15 protein-coding genes and 1 pseudogene are annotated in these 18,036 nt (G+C 63.6%); 9 read left to right on the top strand and 7 right to left on the bottom strand.

Annotation, left to right across the window (positions count from 1 at the left end; translation table 11 throughout):
- Positions 1-221 precede the first annotated feature (221 nt).
- Positions 222-2,501: an ATP-dependent Clp protease ATP-binding subunit ClpA gene (gene clpA / locus AC13FW_RS08885; protein ID WP_482988852.1), complete on the bottom strand. Its 2,280-nt coding sequence runs from the start codon at positions 2,499-2,501 to the stop codon at positions 222-224.
- Positions 2,502-2,824: 323 nt separating this feature from the next.
- Entirely contained in the window at positions 2,825-3,145 is a 321-nt protein-coding gene (clpS, locus tag AC13FW_RS08880) for an ATP-dependent Clp protease adapter ClpS (protein ID WP_282272346.1), read from the bottom strand.
- Between the two features lie 104 nt (positions 3,146-3,249).
- Between clpS and AC13FW_RS08875 the strand changes: the two genes are divergently transcribed.
- The 6 genes from AC13FW_RS08875 to AC13FW_RS08850 all read left to right on the top strand — a co-directional run bounded on the left by AC13FW_RS08875 (position 3,250) and on the right by AC13FW_RS08850 (position 7,581).
- The gene (locus tag AC13FW_RS08875; RefSeq protein ID WP_282272348.1) at positions 3,250-3,726 is read left to right on the top strand and encodes a hypothetical protein; all 477 of its coding nucleotides are present in this window, start codon (positions 3,250-3,252) and stop codon (positions 3,724-3,726) included.
- A gap of 2 nt (positions 3,727-3,728) precedes the next feature.
- Positions 3,729-4,193, top strand: coding sequence for an NUDIX hydrolase (locus AC13FW_RS08870; RefSeq protein WP_282272349.1), 465 nt, complete (start codon positions 3,729-3,731; stop codon positions 4,191-4,193).
- Complete coding sequence (mnmA, locus tag AC13FW_RS08865; protein WP_482988851.1) at positions 4,190-5,311, top strand: tRNA 2-thiouridine(34) synthase MnmA; 1,122 nt, start codon at positions 4,190-4,192, stop codon at positions 5,309-5,311. Before AC13FW_RS08870 ends, mnmA begins: the two co-directional genes overlap by 4 nt.
- 9 nt (positions 5,312-5,320) lie before the next feature.
- Positions 5,321-5,935 carry a high frequency lysogenization protein HflD gene (gene hflD, locus AC13FW_RS08860; protein WP_296248847.1) on the top strand — a complete coding sequence of 205 codons (615 nt, stop codon included), beginning with the start codon at positions 5,321-5,323 and terminating at the stop codon, positions 5,933-5,935.
- A gap of 126 nt (positions 5,936-6,061) precedes the next feature.
- Positions 6,062-7,252: a methyl-accepting chemotaxis protein gene (locus AC13FW_RS08855; protein ID WP_282272356.1), complete on the top strand. Its 1,191-nt coding sequence runs from the start codon at positions 6,062-6,064 to the stop codon at positions 7,250-7,252.
- Positions 7,253-7,329: 77 nt separating this feature from the next.
- On the top strand, positions 7,330-7,581 hold the full coding sequence (locus AC13FW_RS08850; RefSeq protein ID WP_296248844.1) for a hypothetical protein: 252 nt from the start codon (positions 7,330-7,332) through the stop codon (positions 7,579-7,581).
- 489 nt (positions 7,582-8,070) lie between these two features.
- Here AC13FW_RS08850 and AC13FW_RS08845 read toward each other — a convergent pair whose 3' ends face one another.
- On the bottom strand, positions 8,071-10,845 hold the full coding sequence (locus AC13FW_RS08845; RefSeq protein WP_482988874.1) for a bifunctional diguanylate cyclase/phosphodiesterase: 2,775 nt from the start codon (positions 10,843-10,845) through the stop codon (positions 8,071-8,073).
- Between the two features lie 430 nt (positions 10,846-11,275).
- Here AC13FW_RS08845 and AC13FW_RS08840 point away from each other — a divergent pair.
- Positions 11,276-12,226: pseudogene (locus AC13FW_RS08840) on the top strand (sensor histidine kinase); the annotation flags it as partial.
- Between the two features lie 20 nt (positions 12,227-12,246).
- Positions 12,247-13,977: an EAL domain-containing protein gene (locus tag AC13FW_RS08835; RefSeq protein ID WP_482988850.1), complete on the top strand. Its 1,731-nt coding sequence runs from the start codon at positions 12,247-12,249 to the stop codon at positions 13,975-13,977.
- A 225-nt stretch (positions 13,978-14,202) separates the two neighbouring features.
- Here AC13FW_RS08835 and AC13FW_RS08830 read toward each other — a convergent pair whose 3' ends face one another.
- The 4 genes from AC13FW_RS08830 to flgA all read right to left on the bottom strand — a co-directional run bounded on the left by AC13FW_RS08830 (position 14,203) and on the right by flgA (position 16,855).
- The gene (locus tag AC13FW_RS08830) at positions 14,203-15,339 is read right to left on the bottom strand and encodes an ATP-binding protein (RefSeq protein ID WP_482988849.1); all 1,137 of its coding nucleotides are present in this window, start codon (positions 15,337-15,339) and stop codon (positions 14,203-14,205) included.
- Positions 15,340-15,510: 171 nt separating this feature from the next.
- Positions 15,511-15,843, bottom strand: coding sequence for a flagellar protein FlgN (locus AC13FW_RS08825; RefSeq protein ID WP_282271897.1), 333 nt, complete (start codon positions 15,841-15,843; stop codon positions 15,511-15,513).
- 2 nt (positions 15,844-15,845) lie between these two features.
- Positions 15,846-16,148: a flagellar biosynthesis anti-sigma factor FlgM gene (gene flgM, locus AC13FW_RS08820; RefSeq protein WP_282271889.1), complete on the bottom strand. Its 303-nt coding sequence runs from the start codon at positions 16,146-16,148 to the stop codon at positions 15,846-15,848.
- A 62-nt stretch (positions 16,149-16,210) separates the two neighbouring features.
- Positions 16,211-16,855, bottom strand: a complete 645-nt coding sequence (gene flgA, locus AC13FW_RS08815) for a flagellar basal body P-ring formation chaperone FlgA (RefSeq protein ID WP_482988848.1) — start codon at positions 16,853-16,855, stop codon at positions 16,211-16,213.
- A gap of 113 nt (positions 16,856-16,968) precedes the next feature.
- Here flgA and AC13FW_RS08810 point away from each other — a divergent pair, with 113 nt between their 5' ends.
- Positions 16,969-17,925, top strand: a complete 957-nt coding sequence (locus tag AC13FW_RS08810; RefSeq protein WP_296248836.1) for a chemotaxis protein — start codon at positions 16,969-16,971, stop codon at positions 17,923-17,925.
- Positions 17,926-18,036: the final 111 nt, after the last annotated feature.

The following is an 18,036-nucleotide window of genomic DNA, read 5'->3' as shown; positions in this document are numbered from 1 at the left end:
TGCTGGCCGCCCCCGGCCGGGGCGGGCCCTTCCCGGCTCCGCCCCCCGCCCGCCCCGGCCCCCCCACTACAGAGGCAACGAAGCCCCCAACCCTCCCCTGCGCCTGCGGCACAAGGGAGGGGCCAGAGCAAAAGAAAACCCCCGCATCGTTGGATGCGGGGTTTTGTTTGCGCCGACACAACCCTGGCTTCGCGGCTTACGCCGTTCCCACAGGAGCTGGCTTACACCGTCGCCGGCAACAGGTGCTCCGGCTCGGCCTCGGTTTCCACGATCAGCTCGCCGTCGCGGACGTCGATACTGACCTTGCCGCCGTTCAACAACTTGCCGAACAGCAATTCGTCAGCCAGCGGACGCTTCACCTTGTCCTGGATCACCCGGTACATCGGACGCGCACCCATGTCGGCGTCGAAGCCGTGATGGGCCAGCCATTCGCGGGCAGCCGGGGTGGCCGACAACGAAACGTGCTTGTCTTGCAGCAACATTTCCAGTTCGATCAGGAACTTGTCCACGACCCGCAGGATATGCTCGAAGCCCAGCGGCTGGAACTGCACCACGGCATCCAGGCGGTTGCGGAACTCCGGGGTGAAGCTCTTGCGGATCACTTCCATGGCATCGGTTGCATGGTTCTGCTTGGTGAAGCCGATCGAGCGACGCGCTGCCTGGGTGGCGCCAGCATTGGTGGTCATCACCAGGACCACATTCTTGAAGTTGGCTTCGCGACCGTTGGTATCGGTGAGCACGCCACGATCCATGACCTGCAACAGGATGTTGAAGATGTCCGGATGCGCCTTCTCCACCTCGTCAAGCAGCAGCACGCAGTGCGGCGTCTTGACGATTTTCTCGGTCAGCAGGCCACCCTGGTCGAAGCCGACATAGCCCGGAGGCGCACCGATCAGGCGGCTGACGGAATGCGGCTCCATGTACTCGGACATGTCAAAGCGCACCAGCTCGATACCCAGCTGCAACGCCAGCTGACGGGTGACCTCGGTCTTGCCAACGCCGGTGGGGCCGGCGAACAGGAAGTTGCCGATCGGCTTGTCCGGACTGGCGAGGCCGGAACGTGACAGCTTGATCGCCGAAGCCAGCGATTCGATGCCCTGGTCCTGGCCAAAGATCACCATCTTCAGGTTGCGCTCCAGATGCTGCAGCACATCCTTGTCGGTCGCCGTGACCTGCTTGGCTGGAATCCGCGCCATCTTGGCGACGATGGCTTCGATTTCCTCGATGTCGATGCGTTCCTTGCGCTGGCCTTCCGGCAACAGGCGTTGGCGCGCACCGGCCTCGTCGATCACGTCGATGGCCTTGTCCGGCAACAGGCGATCCGCAATGTGCTTGACCGACAGGTCCACCGCCGCCTGCAATGCATCGTCGGCATAGGTCACACCGTGGTGCGCCTCGTATTTCGGCCGCAGGCCCTTGAGGATCTCGAAGGTCTCGCCGATGGTCGGCTCGACGATGTCGATCTTCTGGAAGCGCCGCGCCAGGGCACGATCCTTCTCGAAGATGCCGCGGTATTCCTGGAACGTGGTTGAGCCGATGCAGCGCAGCTCACCCGAGGCCAGCGCTGGCTTGATCAGGTTGGACGCATCCATGGTGCCACCCGACGCCGAACCGGCACCGATGATGGTGTGGATTTCGTCGATGAACAGCACCGAATTGGGAATCTTCTTCAGCGCGGTGATCACGCCCTTCAGGCGCTTCTCGAAGTCGCCGCGGTACTTGGTGCCAGCCACCAGCGCACCCAGGTCCAGCGAATAGATCACTGCATCGGCGAGCACGTCCGGCACCTCACCGTCGACGATGCGCTTGGCCAGGCCTTCGGCGATGGCAGTCTTGCCAACGCCGGCCTCGCCGACATACAGCGGATTGTTCTTGCGGCGGCGGCACAGCACCTGGATGGTGCGCTCGATCTCGTCGCGGCGCCCAACCAGCGGATCGATCCGCCCAGCCTTGGCCTGTTCGTTGAGATTGCTGGCGAACTCGGCCAGGGAATCGCCCTTGCCTTCACCCTCACCACCCTCAGCCCTGCCCTCACCTTCCAGCGGGGAAGACATTTCCGGGTCATCGCCACTCTTGCCCACACCGTGGGACAGGTAATTGACCACATCCAGGCGCGTCACGTCCTGCTGGTTGAGGTAATAGACCGCGTGCGATTCCTTCTCGCCGAAGATGGCGACCAGCACATTGGCACCGGTGACCTCCTTCTTGCCGGAGGACTGTACGTGGTACACGGCCCGCTGCAGCACCCGCTGGAAGCCCAGGGTCGGCTGGGTATCACGGCCGTCATCCTCGGCCAGCAACGAGACCGAGGCATTGATCGCCTTCTCCAGCTCGCGACCCAGACGCTCCAGGTCTGCGCCGCAGGCTTTGAGAACCGCCTGCGCCGAAGCATTCTCCAACAACGCCAACAATAGATGTTCAACCGTCATGTACTCATGACGGGCTTCTCGGGCGCGCTTGTAGCACTGACCAATGGTCTGCTCGAGGTCTTTACTGAACATAAGGCACTCCGGTTGCGGTTGGAGACAATATGCGGCCTGACGACGATTTTTCCAGCACCGTAATGACGAAGATGTAGACGCCGGGCCGGCAGGCACGGCAAATCGCCCGCCTCCGTGAATCCTGCATTCATTTTCGACGCAGGAACAGGGGCTTGGATCGGGATTGTGTACCTCGCGCGAAACGCATCGTTCCGCCAGCCCGGACGCCTGCACCCGGGCCCACCTGCAGTTCTACAGCAGGCAAGTGACCGCTGCGCCGCCGATGCTGATAACCATGGCGCATGGGCAAAGAGCTGGGCGCATGGTCAGCGCCCAAGGCAGGCTCAGGCCCGCTCCATCGTGCACATCAACGGGTGCTGGTTCATCCGCGAGAACTCATTGACCTGCGCGACCTTGGTCTCGGCGACTTCGCGGGTATACACACCGCAGATGCCACGGCCGCGGGTATGGACGTGCAGCATCACCTGGGTGGCCTTGTCCATGTCCATCGAGAAAAAGCTCTGCAGAACGGTCACCACGAAGTCCATCGGGGTGTAATCGTCGTTCAGCAGCATCACCTGGTACTGCGGCGGGGGCGCAACCTCGGGCTTGCCGGGGGCTACCAGCAGGCCGTGTTCGCTATCGTGTTGGGTCTTCTGGGACATCTGGCGATTATAGCCGTTCCAGTTGGCTGTCTTTTGACCATTGGACGTCTGCCCCCTCGCCCCCGCACAATTTACCGGCTAACCATCCATTCCTTGGGGAAAACATGAAGAAGTCCGTACTCAGCATCGCCCTGCTGACCTTGGCCACCGCCGCCGCTGGAAGCGCTTTTGCCGGTGAACCGGACCGTGCGGTCGGGCGCCTGCTTGATACTCTCGAGTACAAGTACGAGGTAGACAGCGATGGTGACTACCAGCTGGTCTTTGAAATGGACGACGACCGTACCCAGCTGGTGTTCGTGCGCTCCAACGTCGAAACCTATGGCAGCCACCACGTACGCGAAATCTGGTCGCCGGGCTACAAGTCCGAAGGCCCGCAGTTCCCGGCACTGGTCGCCAACCGCCTGCTGGAGGATTCCAACGACTCAAAGCTCGGCGGCTGGGTCAAGCAGGGCGACGTGGCCATGTTCGTGGTGAAGATTGACGCCGATGCCAGCGCCGAGGTGATTTCCGACGCCATCGACGCCGCCGCCAAGAGCGCCGATGCGATCGAGCTGGAAATGACGTCCAAGGACGAGTACTGAGCGTGAATGCATTGCAGTCCCAGCGATGGGCGCCACATGTGACCGTGGCCACCGTGGTCTCCCGCGCAGGGCAACTGCTGCTGGTGGAAGAAGAAAAGAACGGCCGGCGGGTATTGAACCAGCCGGCCGGCCATCTCGAGCCAGGCGAAAGCCTGCTCGAGGCGGCCGTGCGTGAAACCCGCGAGGAGACCGGTTGGGACGTGCACCTGACCGGCTTCATCGGCAGCTATCAATGGACGGCCGCCGACGGCACGCCGTTCCTGCGCTTTGCCTTCTCCGCCGAACCGCTGCAGCACCACCCGCAGCAGGCGCTGGACACTGGCATCGTGCAGGCACTGTGGATGAGCCCGGTTGCCCTGCAGGCCGATATGGCGCGGCTGCGCAGCCCGCTGGTCTGGCATACGATTTCCGACTGGCTGGCCGGGCAGCGCTACCCGCTTTCGATCGTGCGACAGGTGGCACCGTGAGCAATCCCAACATCGTGGTGGGCGTCTCCGGCGGCGTGGACTCGTCGGTGGCAGCCCTCACCCTGGTTCAGCAAGGCCTGGATGTCGCCGGTCTGTTCATGCAGAACTGGGCCGACGATGGCAGCGGCCATTGCCGTGCCGAGGATGATCGCCGCGACGCCGTGGCGGTCTGTGGCCGGCTCGACATTCCGTTCCACTTCCGCGATTTCTCCAGCGAATATTGGCAGGGTGTGTTTGAGCATTTCCTGGCCGAATATGCGGCTGGCCGCACGCCCAACCCGGATGTGCTGTGCAACCGCGAGGTCAAGTTCAAGCACTTCCTGGACGCCGCGCGCGAGCTGGGCGCCGAGCGCATCGCCACCGGCCACTATGCCCAGGTCGATCACTCCGGCGGCCGCTGGCGCCTGCTGCGCGGCGCCGATCGCGGCAAGGACCAGAGCTACTTCCTGCACCAGCTGGGCCAGACCCAGCTGGCAGCCACCCTGTTCCCGATCGGGCACATGGAGAAGAGCGAGCTGCGCCGCATTGCCCGCGAGGCCGGCATGCCTACCCATGCCAAGAAGGATTCCACCGGCATCTGCTTCATTGGCGAGCGCGATTTCCGTGAGTTCCTTGGGCAGTACCTGCCGGCCCGCGAAGGCGAGATCCACGACCCCGACGGCCAGGTGATCGCCCGCCACCCCGGCGTGTTCTATTTCACCCTGGGCCAGCGCGAGGGCCTGAACATCGGCGGCGTGCGTGGGCGTCCGGCGGCGCCGTGGTTCGTGGTCGGCAAGGACGTAGCCCGCAATATCCTGTACGTCGACCAGGGCCATGACAGCCCCTGGCTGCAGTCCAACTGGCTGCGCAGCGAAACCATGCACTGGATTGCCGGTGCCCCACCCGCCCGTGAGTTCGATTGCACCGCGCAGACCCGCTACCGCCAACCGGACGAAGCCTGCACCGTGAAGGTACGTGATGACGGTACGCTGGACGTGCATTTCGCACGCCCGCAACGCGCCGTCACCCCCGGCCAGTCGCTGGTGTTGTACGACGGCATGGAATGCTTGGGCGGCGCGGTGATCGCCGCCACCGATGCACCCCTGGAGCGCCGTTTGGCCGCCCCTGTTTCCCCTTGAGAGATGACCATGACCTTTTCCATCGATGACCGCGTACTTGCCCTGGCTGGCATTGCCCAGGCCTTGCAGCAGGTCCGCCGCATCGCAGAAACCGGCCATTCGGAGAGCGCCGTGGTGCGTACCGCAATGGACAGCGTAATGCGTATTGATGCCAGCTCGCCCGCTGCCGTGTACGGCAGTGCCAACCAGGTGGAACCCGGCCTGCGCCTGCTGCGCGACTACTTCCGCAACCAGGGCAAGGACGACCTGCTGCCGCGGCTCGCGCTGTCGGTGATGCAGCTGGAACGTCGCTTCGTGCGTGAAGGCGCCACGATCGACAAGGTGGAAGCCGGCATCGAGCGCGCCGCCGGCATTGCCCGGGAGCGCGGCGACAGCTGCCACCCTGACGTACTGAGCGCGATGGGCGCGCTGTATGCGGACACCATCAGTCAGCTCAAGCCGAAGATCATGGTGCAGGGCAACCCGCATTACCTGGGCCAGGCGATGGTGGTGTCGGAGATCCGGGCGCTGTTGCTGGCAGCGGTACGCTCGGCGGTGCTGTGGCGCCAGCTTGGCGGCGCTTACTGGGATTTCCTGTTCTCGCGCAAGGCCATGCTCGAAGCCATCGAGCGCCGTCTGCGCTGATTTTCAAGGCCCGCAATCGCATGGGTTGCGGGCCTGCATCGCAAAACCTCCCGGGATTCACCTCAGTGGGCTAAAGACACCCTGCCCACTGCCGATACTGCATTCGTGACTCTCCCGAGAACGTCCATGTATTCACGTATTGCAATCCGTTTGGCAGCCCCGCTTGTCCTCACCCTTCTGGTTGTGGTCGCTGCCGCCCTGTCCTGGCCCTCCGCGGCCCTGTGGGCGATCCTGACCACCATGGTGCTGAGCTGGCTGGTGTTTGCCTGGTGGAGCGTGCATTCGCAAAGCCAGCGCTCGCCTGAGCACGCCAAGGTGCTGAAGGAGCAGGACCAGCTGCTCAACGAACTGCGCAGCTTTGTCAGCAACGAAATCGATGGTTCGCGCAGCGAGATCGAGCGCGCCCGCGAGCTGATCCGGCAGGCCGTCGGTGGCCTGGGCGGCAGCTTCGATGCGATGAGCCGCAAGTCGCGCCAGCAGAGCCAGGCATTGGCCCGCATCGTTGACCGCGCCGGTGATGAAGGTGGCGGCGGTGTCGACGTGGCCCGCTTCGCCCAGAATGCCAGCCACCAGATGGAACAGCTGGTGGAAGCACTTGAGCAGGTCAGCGGCCAGAGCAGCAACACCGTGCAGCACATCGACCAGATGGCGCAGCACCTGGATGGCATCTTCGCCCTGCTCGAAGACGTCAAGTCGATCGCCGACCAGACCAACCTGCTGGCCTTGAATGCCGCCATCGAAGCCGCGCGTGCCGGCGAAGCCGGTCGTGGCTTCGCCGTGGTGGCCGACGAGGTGCGCAACCTCTCCGAGCGCTCCACCACCTTCAACGAGCAGATCCGCAAGCTGGCCCACAGCTCCAAGGACGCGATTGCCAAGGTGCGTGAAACCGTCACCCACATGGCCTCACGTGACATGGACCGGTCCCGCGAAGCACGCCACGAAGCGGCCTCGATGCTGGACAGCGTTGCTGCCATCAATGCCTCGCTGGGTGATGGCATGCGCGAGATCTCCGAATGCGGCCGTGCCATCGACGGCAGCGTCGCCGAAGCCGTGCGCGCCCTGCAGTTCGAGGACATTGCCACCCAGGCCCTGGGCGGCGTGCACACCCATCTTGACCGCCTTGGCGCGATCAACCGCGAAGCCGTGGCGCTGCAGGAACTGCTGCATCGCAATGGTGGCGTCTTCGATGGCGAGATGGTCAGCGCGCTGCAGCGCACCGGCAACCGCCTGCGCGAAATGCGCGTGGAATGGGAACGCCCGCCGCACAAGCCGGTGTCCCAGCAGAGCATGGGCGCAGGCACGGTGGAGCTGTTCTGATTTCGCACTGCACCATCCCTGCACCCGAGCCCCGGCCCTTGGCCGGGGCTTTGCTGTTGCTGCAACCGCACTGATATATGCTGACATCCCGCTCCACCTCCAACAGCAACGCCGAGCCAGCATCGCAGGCTGATGACGCCATGCTTCCATCATCTACCTCCAGCGGCACCCCGCTGAGCCGACGCGAACAACTCGCGCGGCTTGAACAGCGTGCACAGCAGGAGCTGCTGGAACTGCGTGCACTGCGTGATCAAGACACGCCCCCCGGTCGGGCAGAAGAGACCGATTGGCTCACAAGCAGCATCGACTGGGACCTGTCCGTTCCCTGAGCCCCCCCCCAGCCGATCAACATGCGTGCACGCACAATTCCTTTTGTGGGAGCGGCGTAAGCCGCGAAACACGCATAGCATCGGATCAAGGCCTGCCAGCTTCGCGGCTTACGCCGCTCCCACATCCGACGATGAAACTTGCTCGGTCAGTGCAGAAGCAGTGGAGAATTGATGGCCTGCAGCCGTTGCCGGGTCACATATCCTCGCGCACCGCAGCTATCTTTGTAGGAGCGGCGTAAGCCGCGAAGCACGCATACGATCCGATCGAGACCTGCCAGCAACACCGGCTTCGCGGCTTACGCCGCTCCCACACCCGATGAACAAGCTTGCTCGGTTAGAGCACCAGCTTCGCGGCTTACGCCGCTCCCACACCCGATGAACAAGCTTGTTCGGTTAGAGCACCAGCTTCGCGGCTTACGCCGCTCCCGCAGGACGAAAAAACCCGACTGCGGATCAGGCAGCCGGGCTTGTATTTGTTCTTGCCGTCGATCAGTGGGTTGCGCTGATTGTCGTGATCGCGCCCAGGCCCGGCGACTCAAGCAACTCGCCCGGGCCGCTGCGCAGCCACTGCACCATCTCGCGCGGTCGCAATGGTCGCGAGAACAGATAGCCCTGCAGTTCGTCGCAGCCCTGCCGGATCAGCATCGTTGCTTCGGCAGGGGTTTCCACGCCCTCCGCCACCACCAGCATGCCCAGCGCGTGGCCCAGATGCACGATGGCCTGGGTAACCTCGGCGGTACCGACATCGTGCAACATGCCCTGCACGAAGCTGCGGTCGATCTTCAACCGCTGCACCGGGAATCGATTCAGATAATGCAGGTTGGAGAAACCGGTACCGAAGTCATCCACTGCAAGTGGAATGCCATGCTGTTCAAATACATCAAAGCACTGGCGCAGCGCATCGGTGTCGCGGATCAGCGCTGATTCTGTCAGCTCCAGCTCCAGCCGCTGTGGTGGCCAGCCGTACTGTTGGCAGATGCTGACAACGCGCTCTGCAAAGCCGCGATCACGTAGCTGCAAGGCCGAGACGTTGACCGCGATGCGCTCGAACTTCAACCCGGCCTGCTGCCAGACCACGGCCTGCCGGCAGACTTCCTGCAGCACCCAGTCGCCGATATGGATGATCTCGCCACATTTCTCGGCGATCGGAATGAACTCGGCGGGACTGCATGAGCCGATCCTGCCACTGTTCCAACGCAGCAACGCTTCGATCGAAGGGGTGGCATCGCCATTGGCATGTACCAAGGGCTGGTAGACCAGACTGAACTCGTCGCGTTCGACCGCACCATGCAACGCATGTTCGATCTCGACCCGGCGCTGGGTGCGTGCCAGCGCATCCTGGCTGTAGTACTGGTAGGTATTGCGACCGGCCTCCTTGGCCGCATGCATGGCCGCATCGGCCGCACGCAGCAGGCTGTCGAAGTCGTTACGCCCCTCGTCCAGCAACGCGATCCCCACACTGGCGCCAACCTTCAAGGTGACATCCTCGCGGTAGAGCGGTTCGGCCAGCGAGGCAATCAACTTGCGCGCCACATGCCCGGCGTCTTCCGGCTCCACCAGGTTGCGCAGGATCACGATGAACTCATCGCCGTTGAAGCGTGCGAACAGGTCAGCATTGCGCAGGTTCTGGTGCAAGCGCGCAGCCGCTGCCTTCAGCAACATGTCGCCGGTGGCGTGACCAAACGTGTCGTTGATGCTCTTGAAGCCGTCCAGGTCGATGAAAAGCATCGCGAGGATTGCACCGCGTTCGCGCGCCTCGATGATCGCTTCCGAGCCCTGCTCACGCAGCAGCATGCGATTGGGCAGGCCGGTCAGCAGGTCGTAATGGGCCAGCAGTTCCAGCCGCTCATCGGCCTCGCGTTCGCGGGTGATGTCGCGGAACAACACCACGAAACGCTCGGGCAAGCCATCACGCTGGTCCAGCTCGATCAGCACCTGCACCCACACACGCTGCCCGGACGGGCGATAGAAGCACAGATCAAGCTGTTCCGGCAGCCCGCCTTCGGCGATGCGCAGCAACGCCGACTCAAAGTTGTCGCGCGAGTCCGGGATGTACAGGTCCAATGCCTGGTCCAGGGTCACCGGCGCCTTGCGCAGGCCATGGATGCGGTAGCACTCCTCGGTCCATTGCATGGCACGGGTACTGACCTCGATCTCACAGCCGCCAATACGGCCCAGCGCGGACACCCGGTTCAGCAATTCGGTGCGCCAGCGGATCAAGGCATCGGTACGGCGCTGATTGCTGATGTTCTGCACTTGCCCCAACACCCGGTGCAGGCCGCCAGCGGCGTCGTAATCAAGCTCCACCCAGATGCGCAGCTGCTGCTGGGTCACCGGATCGCGGCCCCAGGTGATATCGAAACTGCCACCTTTGGCCTCATCCAACAGACGCCGCCAGCTGCAGAAAAGATGCGTGCGCGCGTCACTGTTCAGATTACGCAACCACTGCCGTCCAGTCGGTAGCGCGGCATTGCTCCAGCCAATGGCGGCGGCAAATTCCTCGGACCATTGCACGCGCTTGCGCTGCGGCTCCCATACCCAACTGCCCATGCCAGCCACGCGCTGTGCGCGACGCAGCAGGGCCTGCTGCGAACGCAGCTCGTCCTCCAGTGACTTCTGTTGCTGGATGTCGGTATAGGTGCCGACCATCCGCAACGGCTGACCATCGCCAGCGCGGGTGACTACCTGCCCGCGATCCAGCACCCAACGCCAGCTACCGTCGGCCTGACGTAGCCGAAACTGGCAGGCGAAGGGTACCTGCGGGTCATGCAGGTGCGCGGCGATGGCTTGACGCAGCAGTAACTGGTCTTCCGGGTGTGCCTCATCAAGCAGGCCGATGCCCGGCTGCGCCGCATTGGTAGCATGCTCCGGGCTGGCGCGGGTAACCGCATCGCTGACGATATCCCAGTCCCACAGGCTATGGCCTGCCGACTCCATTGCCATCGCCCAACGGGCGTTGCGCGCCTCGGTATCACTGGCCACGGAATACAGATAGCCCAATGGGGTCGCAGACGGTGACTGGACCACACTGAGCCAGCCGTCCAGCCGCTGGCCGGCCCCCGGCAGCGGGCAGGCCACTGCCTCGTGCGGGTCCAATCGCTGGCGGAGCCCCGCAAGCTGCGAGCAATAACGTGACAGGCGTTCGGGCAGGCCCAGCTCCCTGGCCATGCCATTGGCGGCCAATGGTTGCCCGTCCGTGTCCAGCAGCACGACGGCCGCATTCAACGGGTGACGAAGCAGGCTAGCTATGACGCCGCGATCCACGCGATCTATCTCCATGCCCGACAAACCGGGTACCCATTCGATAACGGCACCAACCCGGCAGAATTGAGCACTTCGTCGTGCGCTCTGTGCACAAGCCGTTAAACTGGGGCGACGCTTGTCCAAATCCCCGCTCACCATGCAAGCCGATCCGGCCTCTTCCGCTCCACCCGTGCCCTTCGCACTCCTGCGGCGGCGTGCAAGCTTGCTTTGGTTGCTTGCTGTGGCCGTTTTTTTGACGGCCGGCGTGGTCGCATTGCTGGCGACGGACCCGAATTCATCCGACTGGCGAAGCCAAAGTGTGACAGCCATCGCAGTGGCAATTTGTGCGACGCTCGTCCTGCTCTGGCGCCAGCTCTGGTCATGGAAACCCGCTGCGCACTTGCAGCGTCAGCTACCTGCCGAGTTCGAACAGCTGGGAGCGCTACTGCATGACGGCGTAGTGATCGCCGATGGCGATACCGTTCTTTATGCCAATCCAGCCGCACGCGGCATTCTGGGCATGGGCGCCGGTCGCAGCGATGGCGCCATCCAGTCGCTGACCAACCTTGGCAGCCATGGCCCGCGTTCAAGCAAGAGCGAGCTCCCGGTGCAGCTGTCACGCATGGGCGGTGAGCCTTTTCATGCCACGGTGATCACCCAGCAGCTGCACCATGATGGCAAAGTCTGCCAACTCTTTGTCATCCGCGATTTGAGTGAGCTGGAACATGGTCGGGTTGCCTTGGCCACCAGCAACGCCGAGCTGCAGGCCATGGCGGGCCGCTTGTTTTCGTTGCAGGAAGATGAGCGCCGCTCCATCTCACGCGATCTGCATGACGACATCGGCCAGGCCATCACCGCGATGAAGCTGGCCGCCTGCGCCGCCCGCGATGAAGAAAACAAACCGCGCCGCGAGGACGATATCGACCAGATCATCGAGCTGGCGGATAGCACGGTGATCAAGCTACGCAACCTGTCGATGCTGTTACGACCGCCGCAACTTGATGCATTGGGCCTTGAAGCTGCGCTGCGTTGGCAGGCTGGCCTGCTGTTCCGCTCCACCGACGTTGAGCTGCTGCTGCATGTGGACGCGCTGCCGCGCCGGCCCAGCAACGAAGTCGAACAGGCCTGTTTCCGTATTGCCCAGGAAAGCCTGACCAACGCACTGCGCCACGCCAGCGCCAGCCAGGTATCGTTGTCGCTTCGCAGCAACAACAATGGCGACCTGCACCTGCAGGTCGTGGACGATGGCGAAGGCTTTGATCCCGCCGGCCCGCGCGGCCTTGGCATGATCGTGATGCGCGAGCGCGCGCAGAGTGCCGGCGGCAGCCTGCATATCGAGACCGCGCCGGGTGCAGGCACCCGTATTGATCTGCGTTTACCCTACGCAATGGACGCACAGTGACCCCCCAAGGACCTCGCCCGATGTGGAACAACAGCCCTCCTTCGCTCGGTGACCGCAACGACGCGCGCCCTGCACGGCTGGGTGCGGGCAATCCCGAGCTGGCCACCTTGGTGGACGCCGCCAACCGCACCGGCACGTCGTTGATGCTGCTGCACCTGGACATCGACCACTTCGCCTCGGTCAACGAGAACATGAGTGCCGAGGTAGGCGACCAGGCCTTGATCCTTATTGCCGAGCGCCTGCGCGGATTTCTGGGTGACCGCGGCAAGCTGTGGCGGCACGGCAGCGACGAATTCCTGATCGCGGTACCGCGCAGCAGCCAGACACCGGCGCCGGAGGTCTTCGCCGAGCAGGTACGCCAGCAGATCGAGCTGCCATTGTCGGTGCTGCCCTACACCCTGTTCCTGACCGCCAAGATCGGGGTTGGCCTCTGCCCCGAGCATTCCAATACCGCGACCGGCGTGCTCGATCTGGCCGAAGACGCCCTGCACCAGGCCGGTCGTGAAGGCGGCAACGCGGTGCACGTGCACGTATTGCACAAGCCCAGCAGTGCGCACAGCGAGAGCATCATCTCGCGGCAGCTGGTTGACGCCATCGACAACGGTGAGCTGCGGCTGCGCTACCAACCGCTGGTCAGCGCCCGCGATGGTCACGTCATGGGAATGGAGGCGCTGCTGCGCTGGCAGTCCCCAACCCTGGGCATGCTGGTGCCCGAACGCTTCATGCGCACCGCCGAGCGATTGGGCATCATCGTGCAGATCGGCGCCTGGGTACTGGAAACGACCCTGCGCCAAGCCAAGGTCTGGCGTGATCAGGGCTTCGATGATTTCAACGTGGCGGTCAATGTATCTACGCTGCAGCTGCTGCGCCCGAACTTCTTCACCGAAGTGATGGCGATGCTGCAGTCCATCGGTGTGCCGGCGCGCATGCTGACCCTGGAAATCAACGAAAGTGCGTTGACGAACAACGTCAACTTCGTCCACGAGACCCTGGCCAACCTGCGCAACGAAGGTATCAGCCTGTGCCTGGACAACTTCGGCACCGGTGATTCGAGCCTGAGCGCATTGGTCCGCTATCCGGTGGACAAGCTCAAGATCGACCGCAGTTTCATCAAGAGCGCACCTGCGGCAAACCGCGAGGCCGCGATCAGCCGCGCCATCATTGCCATGGGCCACCAGTTGGGCATGACGGTGATCGCCAACGGCGTGGAGTCGCAGGCCCAGCTTGGCTTCCTGCGCCGCAATGACTGCGATGTATTCCAGGGCTATCTGTTTGGCGAGCCGATGTCGGCCGACGCCGCCGGCATGACCTTGCGGCGCCGCTACCTGCGGCCGGAGGCATTCGCCGAAACCCGTCCTGACCGCACGTTGCTGCTGCTGGATGACGAAGAAAACGTACTGCGCTCGCTGGTGCGCCTGTTCCGTCGCGATGGTTACCGGATCCTCGCCGCCGGCAATGTGCGTGACGCCTTCGATCTGCTGGCAATCAATGACGTGCAGGTGATCCTGTCCGACCAGCGCATGAGCGACATGAGCGGCACCGAGTTCCTTGGCCGGGTAAAGATGTTGTATCCGGACACGATCCGCCTGGTGCTCTCAGGCTATACCGATCTGAACACCGTCACCGACGCGATCAACCGCGGTGCGATCTACCGTTTCCTGACCAAACCATGGAATGATGACGAGCTGCGCGAACACATCCGCCAGGCCTTCCGCACCCATGATGAAAAGCAGGGTGTGGGGGCTTCGTAAGCAACAGCCGGGCCGTTTCAACTTTTGTGGGAGCGGCGTAAGCCGCGAAGCCACCAATGGCCAAACCACTATCCATGCGATGCAATTGCACGATGCATCGATGAAGGGCTACCTGTGGGAGATCTGCACTCGCAGGTGCTGCGAGGACTGACACTTCACCAGCTTCGCGGCTGACGCCGCTCCCACAATCCTGAGATCCCACAATCCTGCAGCCGCGCCCTTCGATTATTTCGGCTGGCGGATCGGCAGCACGATGCGGAAGCAGGAGCCCTCGCCTACCGTGCTGTCCAGGTCGATGCGGCCGTGATGCTTGTTGATGATGCCGTAGGAGATCGACAGGCCAAGCCCGGTACCGCTGCCGACCGGCTTGGTGGTGAAGAACGGGTCGAAGATGCGCTGCCGCAATTCCGGCGAAATACCCGCGCCGTCATCCTTGAACTCAACCCACACTTCATCGCCATTGACGCCGGTGCTGACCACGATGTTGCCGCGATCGGCAATCGCATGGCCGGCGTTGAGCAGCAGGTTCATATAGACCTGGTTGAGCTCCGATGGCAGGCATTCGATCATCGGCAGTTCGCCGTAGCGACGTTCCAGCGTGACCTTGTACTTGAGCTCGTTCCAGATGATGTTGATGGTCGATTCGAGGCCGGCATGCAGGTCGACCAGTTTCCACGACTCGTCGCGGCCGGAATACGAGAAATCCTTGAGATCGCGCACGATGCGGGTCACCCGCTCGATGCCTTCGCGTGATTCAGCCATCAGCTGCGGCAGGTCGCGACTGATGAAATCGATGTCCAGACGGTCGCGGATATCATCGATTTCCGGGATCAATGCCTTCGGATCGGGTGCGCGCAACGCACGCTCATAGGCCTCGATCACCGTAAACAGGCTGCGCAGATATTCCTGCAGGCTGCCCAGGTTGGAGTGGACGTAGCCGATCGGATTGTTGATCTCGTGGGCGACACCGGCGGCAAGCTGGCCAATGGAGGCCATCTTCTCCGACTGCAGCAGCTTTTCCTGGGTACCGTTCAAGCGAAGATAGGCTTGGCGCAGTTCGGCATGGCGTTGCTGCAGCTCGCGTTCGTAGTCTTCCGGGCCGTCGATATGCTGGAACAGCGCCAGGAACGCCTCGCCGGCCTCATCACTGTGATGGTGCAGATGCAGGGTGATGACCCGATCGCCAACCGGCAGGCTGCCGACCCAGCTTCCCGAAGCACGGGCCTGCGACAGCGCGAAAGGCGGCAACAAGGCCTCGAGCTGATGACCAAGACCGACACTGCCAGGACCATCCACGCCGAACAATTCGCGCACCAGGCCATTGGCGATGCTGACTTCGAATTTTCCGCTGAAAACCAGCATCCCGTGCTGGACACGCTCGCCGAGGGCTCGCAATGTGGCTGCCGAGGGGATTGGCATGAGGGTGCTGCTATCGATCTGGGTCACGGCGGCCGGTACAAGCTCAGGAACAGGCCGCCACTATAGCCGGATGTGCGAATTCGATCGCGGCGCGTACGCCGCATCTGCCATCGGTCAGGCTACCGCCAGCGGCCGCCTTGCATGTACGGTCTGGGCCTGCCCCTTGGCATCGTAAGAGGGTGCGCTCTCGCTGCGGCCGAGTTGACGGAGCGCCCAGTTGACCTCGCGGCGGCGGCGAGCCAGCAACATGCCGTTGGCATGGTTGCGCTCTGCCAGCTCCTTGAGCTTGTCAGCTTCATGCAGCGGGGGCTGCCGCTCCAGCTCGCGCAGGGCTTCCAGTTTGTTGCCCGTGGCGGCAACCAGGGCCGGCACATCGTGCTCGGCCAAGGCGCGCTGTTCGCGGTCCAGCGCCTCGCTCAGGCGCTGCAACGGGTCGCCCATGGACAGGTTCATCCCTGCAGCTGCTGGTCCAGGCCCAGCATGCGCGTGGCAATGGCGTCGGGATTGATCTTGTAGCTGCCGTTTTCCAGCGCCTCGCGCACGGCCTGCACACGGGCCTGGTCGATGGCGGGGGCGGCGCTCAGCTCACGCTGTACGGCCTGCAGCTGGGTCGCTTCACCGGTCAGGCGCACGCTATCGGCTGCCTCCACCGGCTTGGGCTTGGCATCGCCTGCGGCGGCCACCTTGGTGTTGATGGCTACGCTGCGCAACTGCGCTGCGGCCTGAATACCACCGTCGATTTTCTGGCTCATGTGATGGAGTCCTGATTCGGTTCAAAAACGATAACGGCAACGCCGGCCAGTTCTTTAGTAATTTATCGACTGACCAGCACGTCGCCAGCGGGCGTGGCGATACCCTGCATCACCCGGCGTGAAGACAGGTTCTCGACCGAGACCCGTTCGCCCTCGCCAGCGTCGCCCAATGCCTTGCCTGCCATACGCACCTCCACCCCGCCGCGGCGGGACACCAGGGCGACATTATCGCCGCGGCGGACGGTACGAGGCGTAACCAGATCGGTCGCTGACAGCAGGCTGCCAGCGCTCAATGCACGCCGCGCCACCCGGCCCACGGCCGCCTCCGGATTCAACAGCACGGCGCCAGCCAGGCGTGCCGTGTCGCGCTTGACACTACTTATATCGGCCGCTGCCAGCGTTTCTCCAGCCGCCACGCCCCGGGCCAACACCAGTACCTGCTGCTCACGGCGCACTTTCACCGGCACGAACAAGCGCCAACCGCCCGTCTGCGGACAGGCGACCTCAACCGTTGTGTTGGCGGTGACCTTGGCCTGCAGAGGCTGGCTGCAGGCCGGCAGGCGCAGGTTGGCATCGACATTGGCTTCACCGCTCTCCCCTGCCCCCAGCGTGGCCAGGGCTGCGGAACGGATCGACTCCACCGGCTGGAAAGCGGTGGCCCCGGCCAGTGATGGCAACAGCAGGCAAATAGAAAGGAGTAAGCGCATCAGCGGCGGCCACCGGCTCAGGAACAGTTCGATGGATGTCGCTGCAAGCGCCGTGCCAATTGCCCGGCTGGCGAGCACTCAAGTTGTCGGCACCTGCCGCCGATACAGCACTCATGTCACAAGACCTGCTCAACCGAATTGACCAGCGGACCCGGCTGGCCGGCCACAACCGCCTTGCCCTGCTGCTGTTCCGCCTTGGCGGACGTCAGCTTTTTGGCGTGAATGTATTCAAGGTGCAGGAGGTGCTGCGCCGTCCGGCACTGTTCCAGGTGCCCGGCCTGCCGACCCAGTTTGCCGGCGTGGCCGACGTGCGTGGCCGCTCGGTGCCGGTGCTGGATCTTGGCCTGGCCATCGGCCATCCCGAGCGCGAACCCGAGGCCGACACCTCGCCAGGCTATCTGGTGGTGACCGAATTCAACCGTTCGGTACAGGGTTTCCTGGTCAGCGGGGTTGAGCGCATCGTCAACATCGCGGTGGAAGATATCCACCCTCCACCGGAGTTGGGCGCAGAATCGACGTACTTGACCGCAGTTACCCGCTTTCAGGGTGAGTTGATCCAGGTCATCGACGTGGAAAGCGTGCTCGCGGACATCGCCCAGGTACGTAGCGAAGCGGTGCTCGACCCATCCATGGCACTGCCGGACGACGCTCCGGCGATGCAGGTGCTGGTGGTTGATGATTCACGCGTGGCCCGCCAACAGATTCGCAGCGTACTGGACCAGTTGGGGGTGAGCGCCACCCTGCTTTCCGACGGCAAGCAGGCACTGGAACACCTGTTGCAGATCCATGCCTCGGGCGAGAACCCAGCGGAGCGCTACGCCATGGTGATCTCCGATATCGAGATGCCGGCGATGGACGGCTACACGTTGACGACGGAAATCCGCCGCCATGCTGGGCTGGCTGGTCTATATGTACTCCTGCACACCTCGTTGTCGGGCGTTTTCAACAACGCCATGGTGGAACGGGTCGGTGCCAATGCCTTCGTGGCCAAGTACAGCCCGCATGAGCTGGCTGATTTCGTCCTGCAGCGGCTGCGGCATGTAGCTGAGACCCAGTACGCGTACAACTGAGTTTGCCCCCTGTAGTGGGGGGGGGGGGGGGGGGGGGGGGGGGGGGGGGGGGGGGGGGGGGGGGGGGGGGGGGGGGCGGGGGCGCGCCCCCCGCCCGGGGGGGCCGGCGCC

The organism is Stenotrophomonas sp. 21LCFQ19, assembly GCF_056861425.1.
Note: the sequence above shows the minus strand (reverse complement) of the source record. Positions and strands in the feature narration are given on the sequence as shown.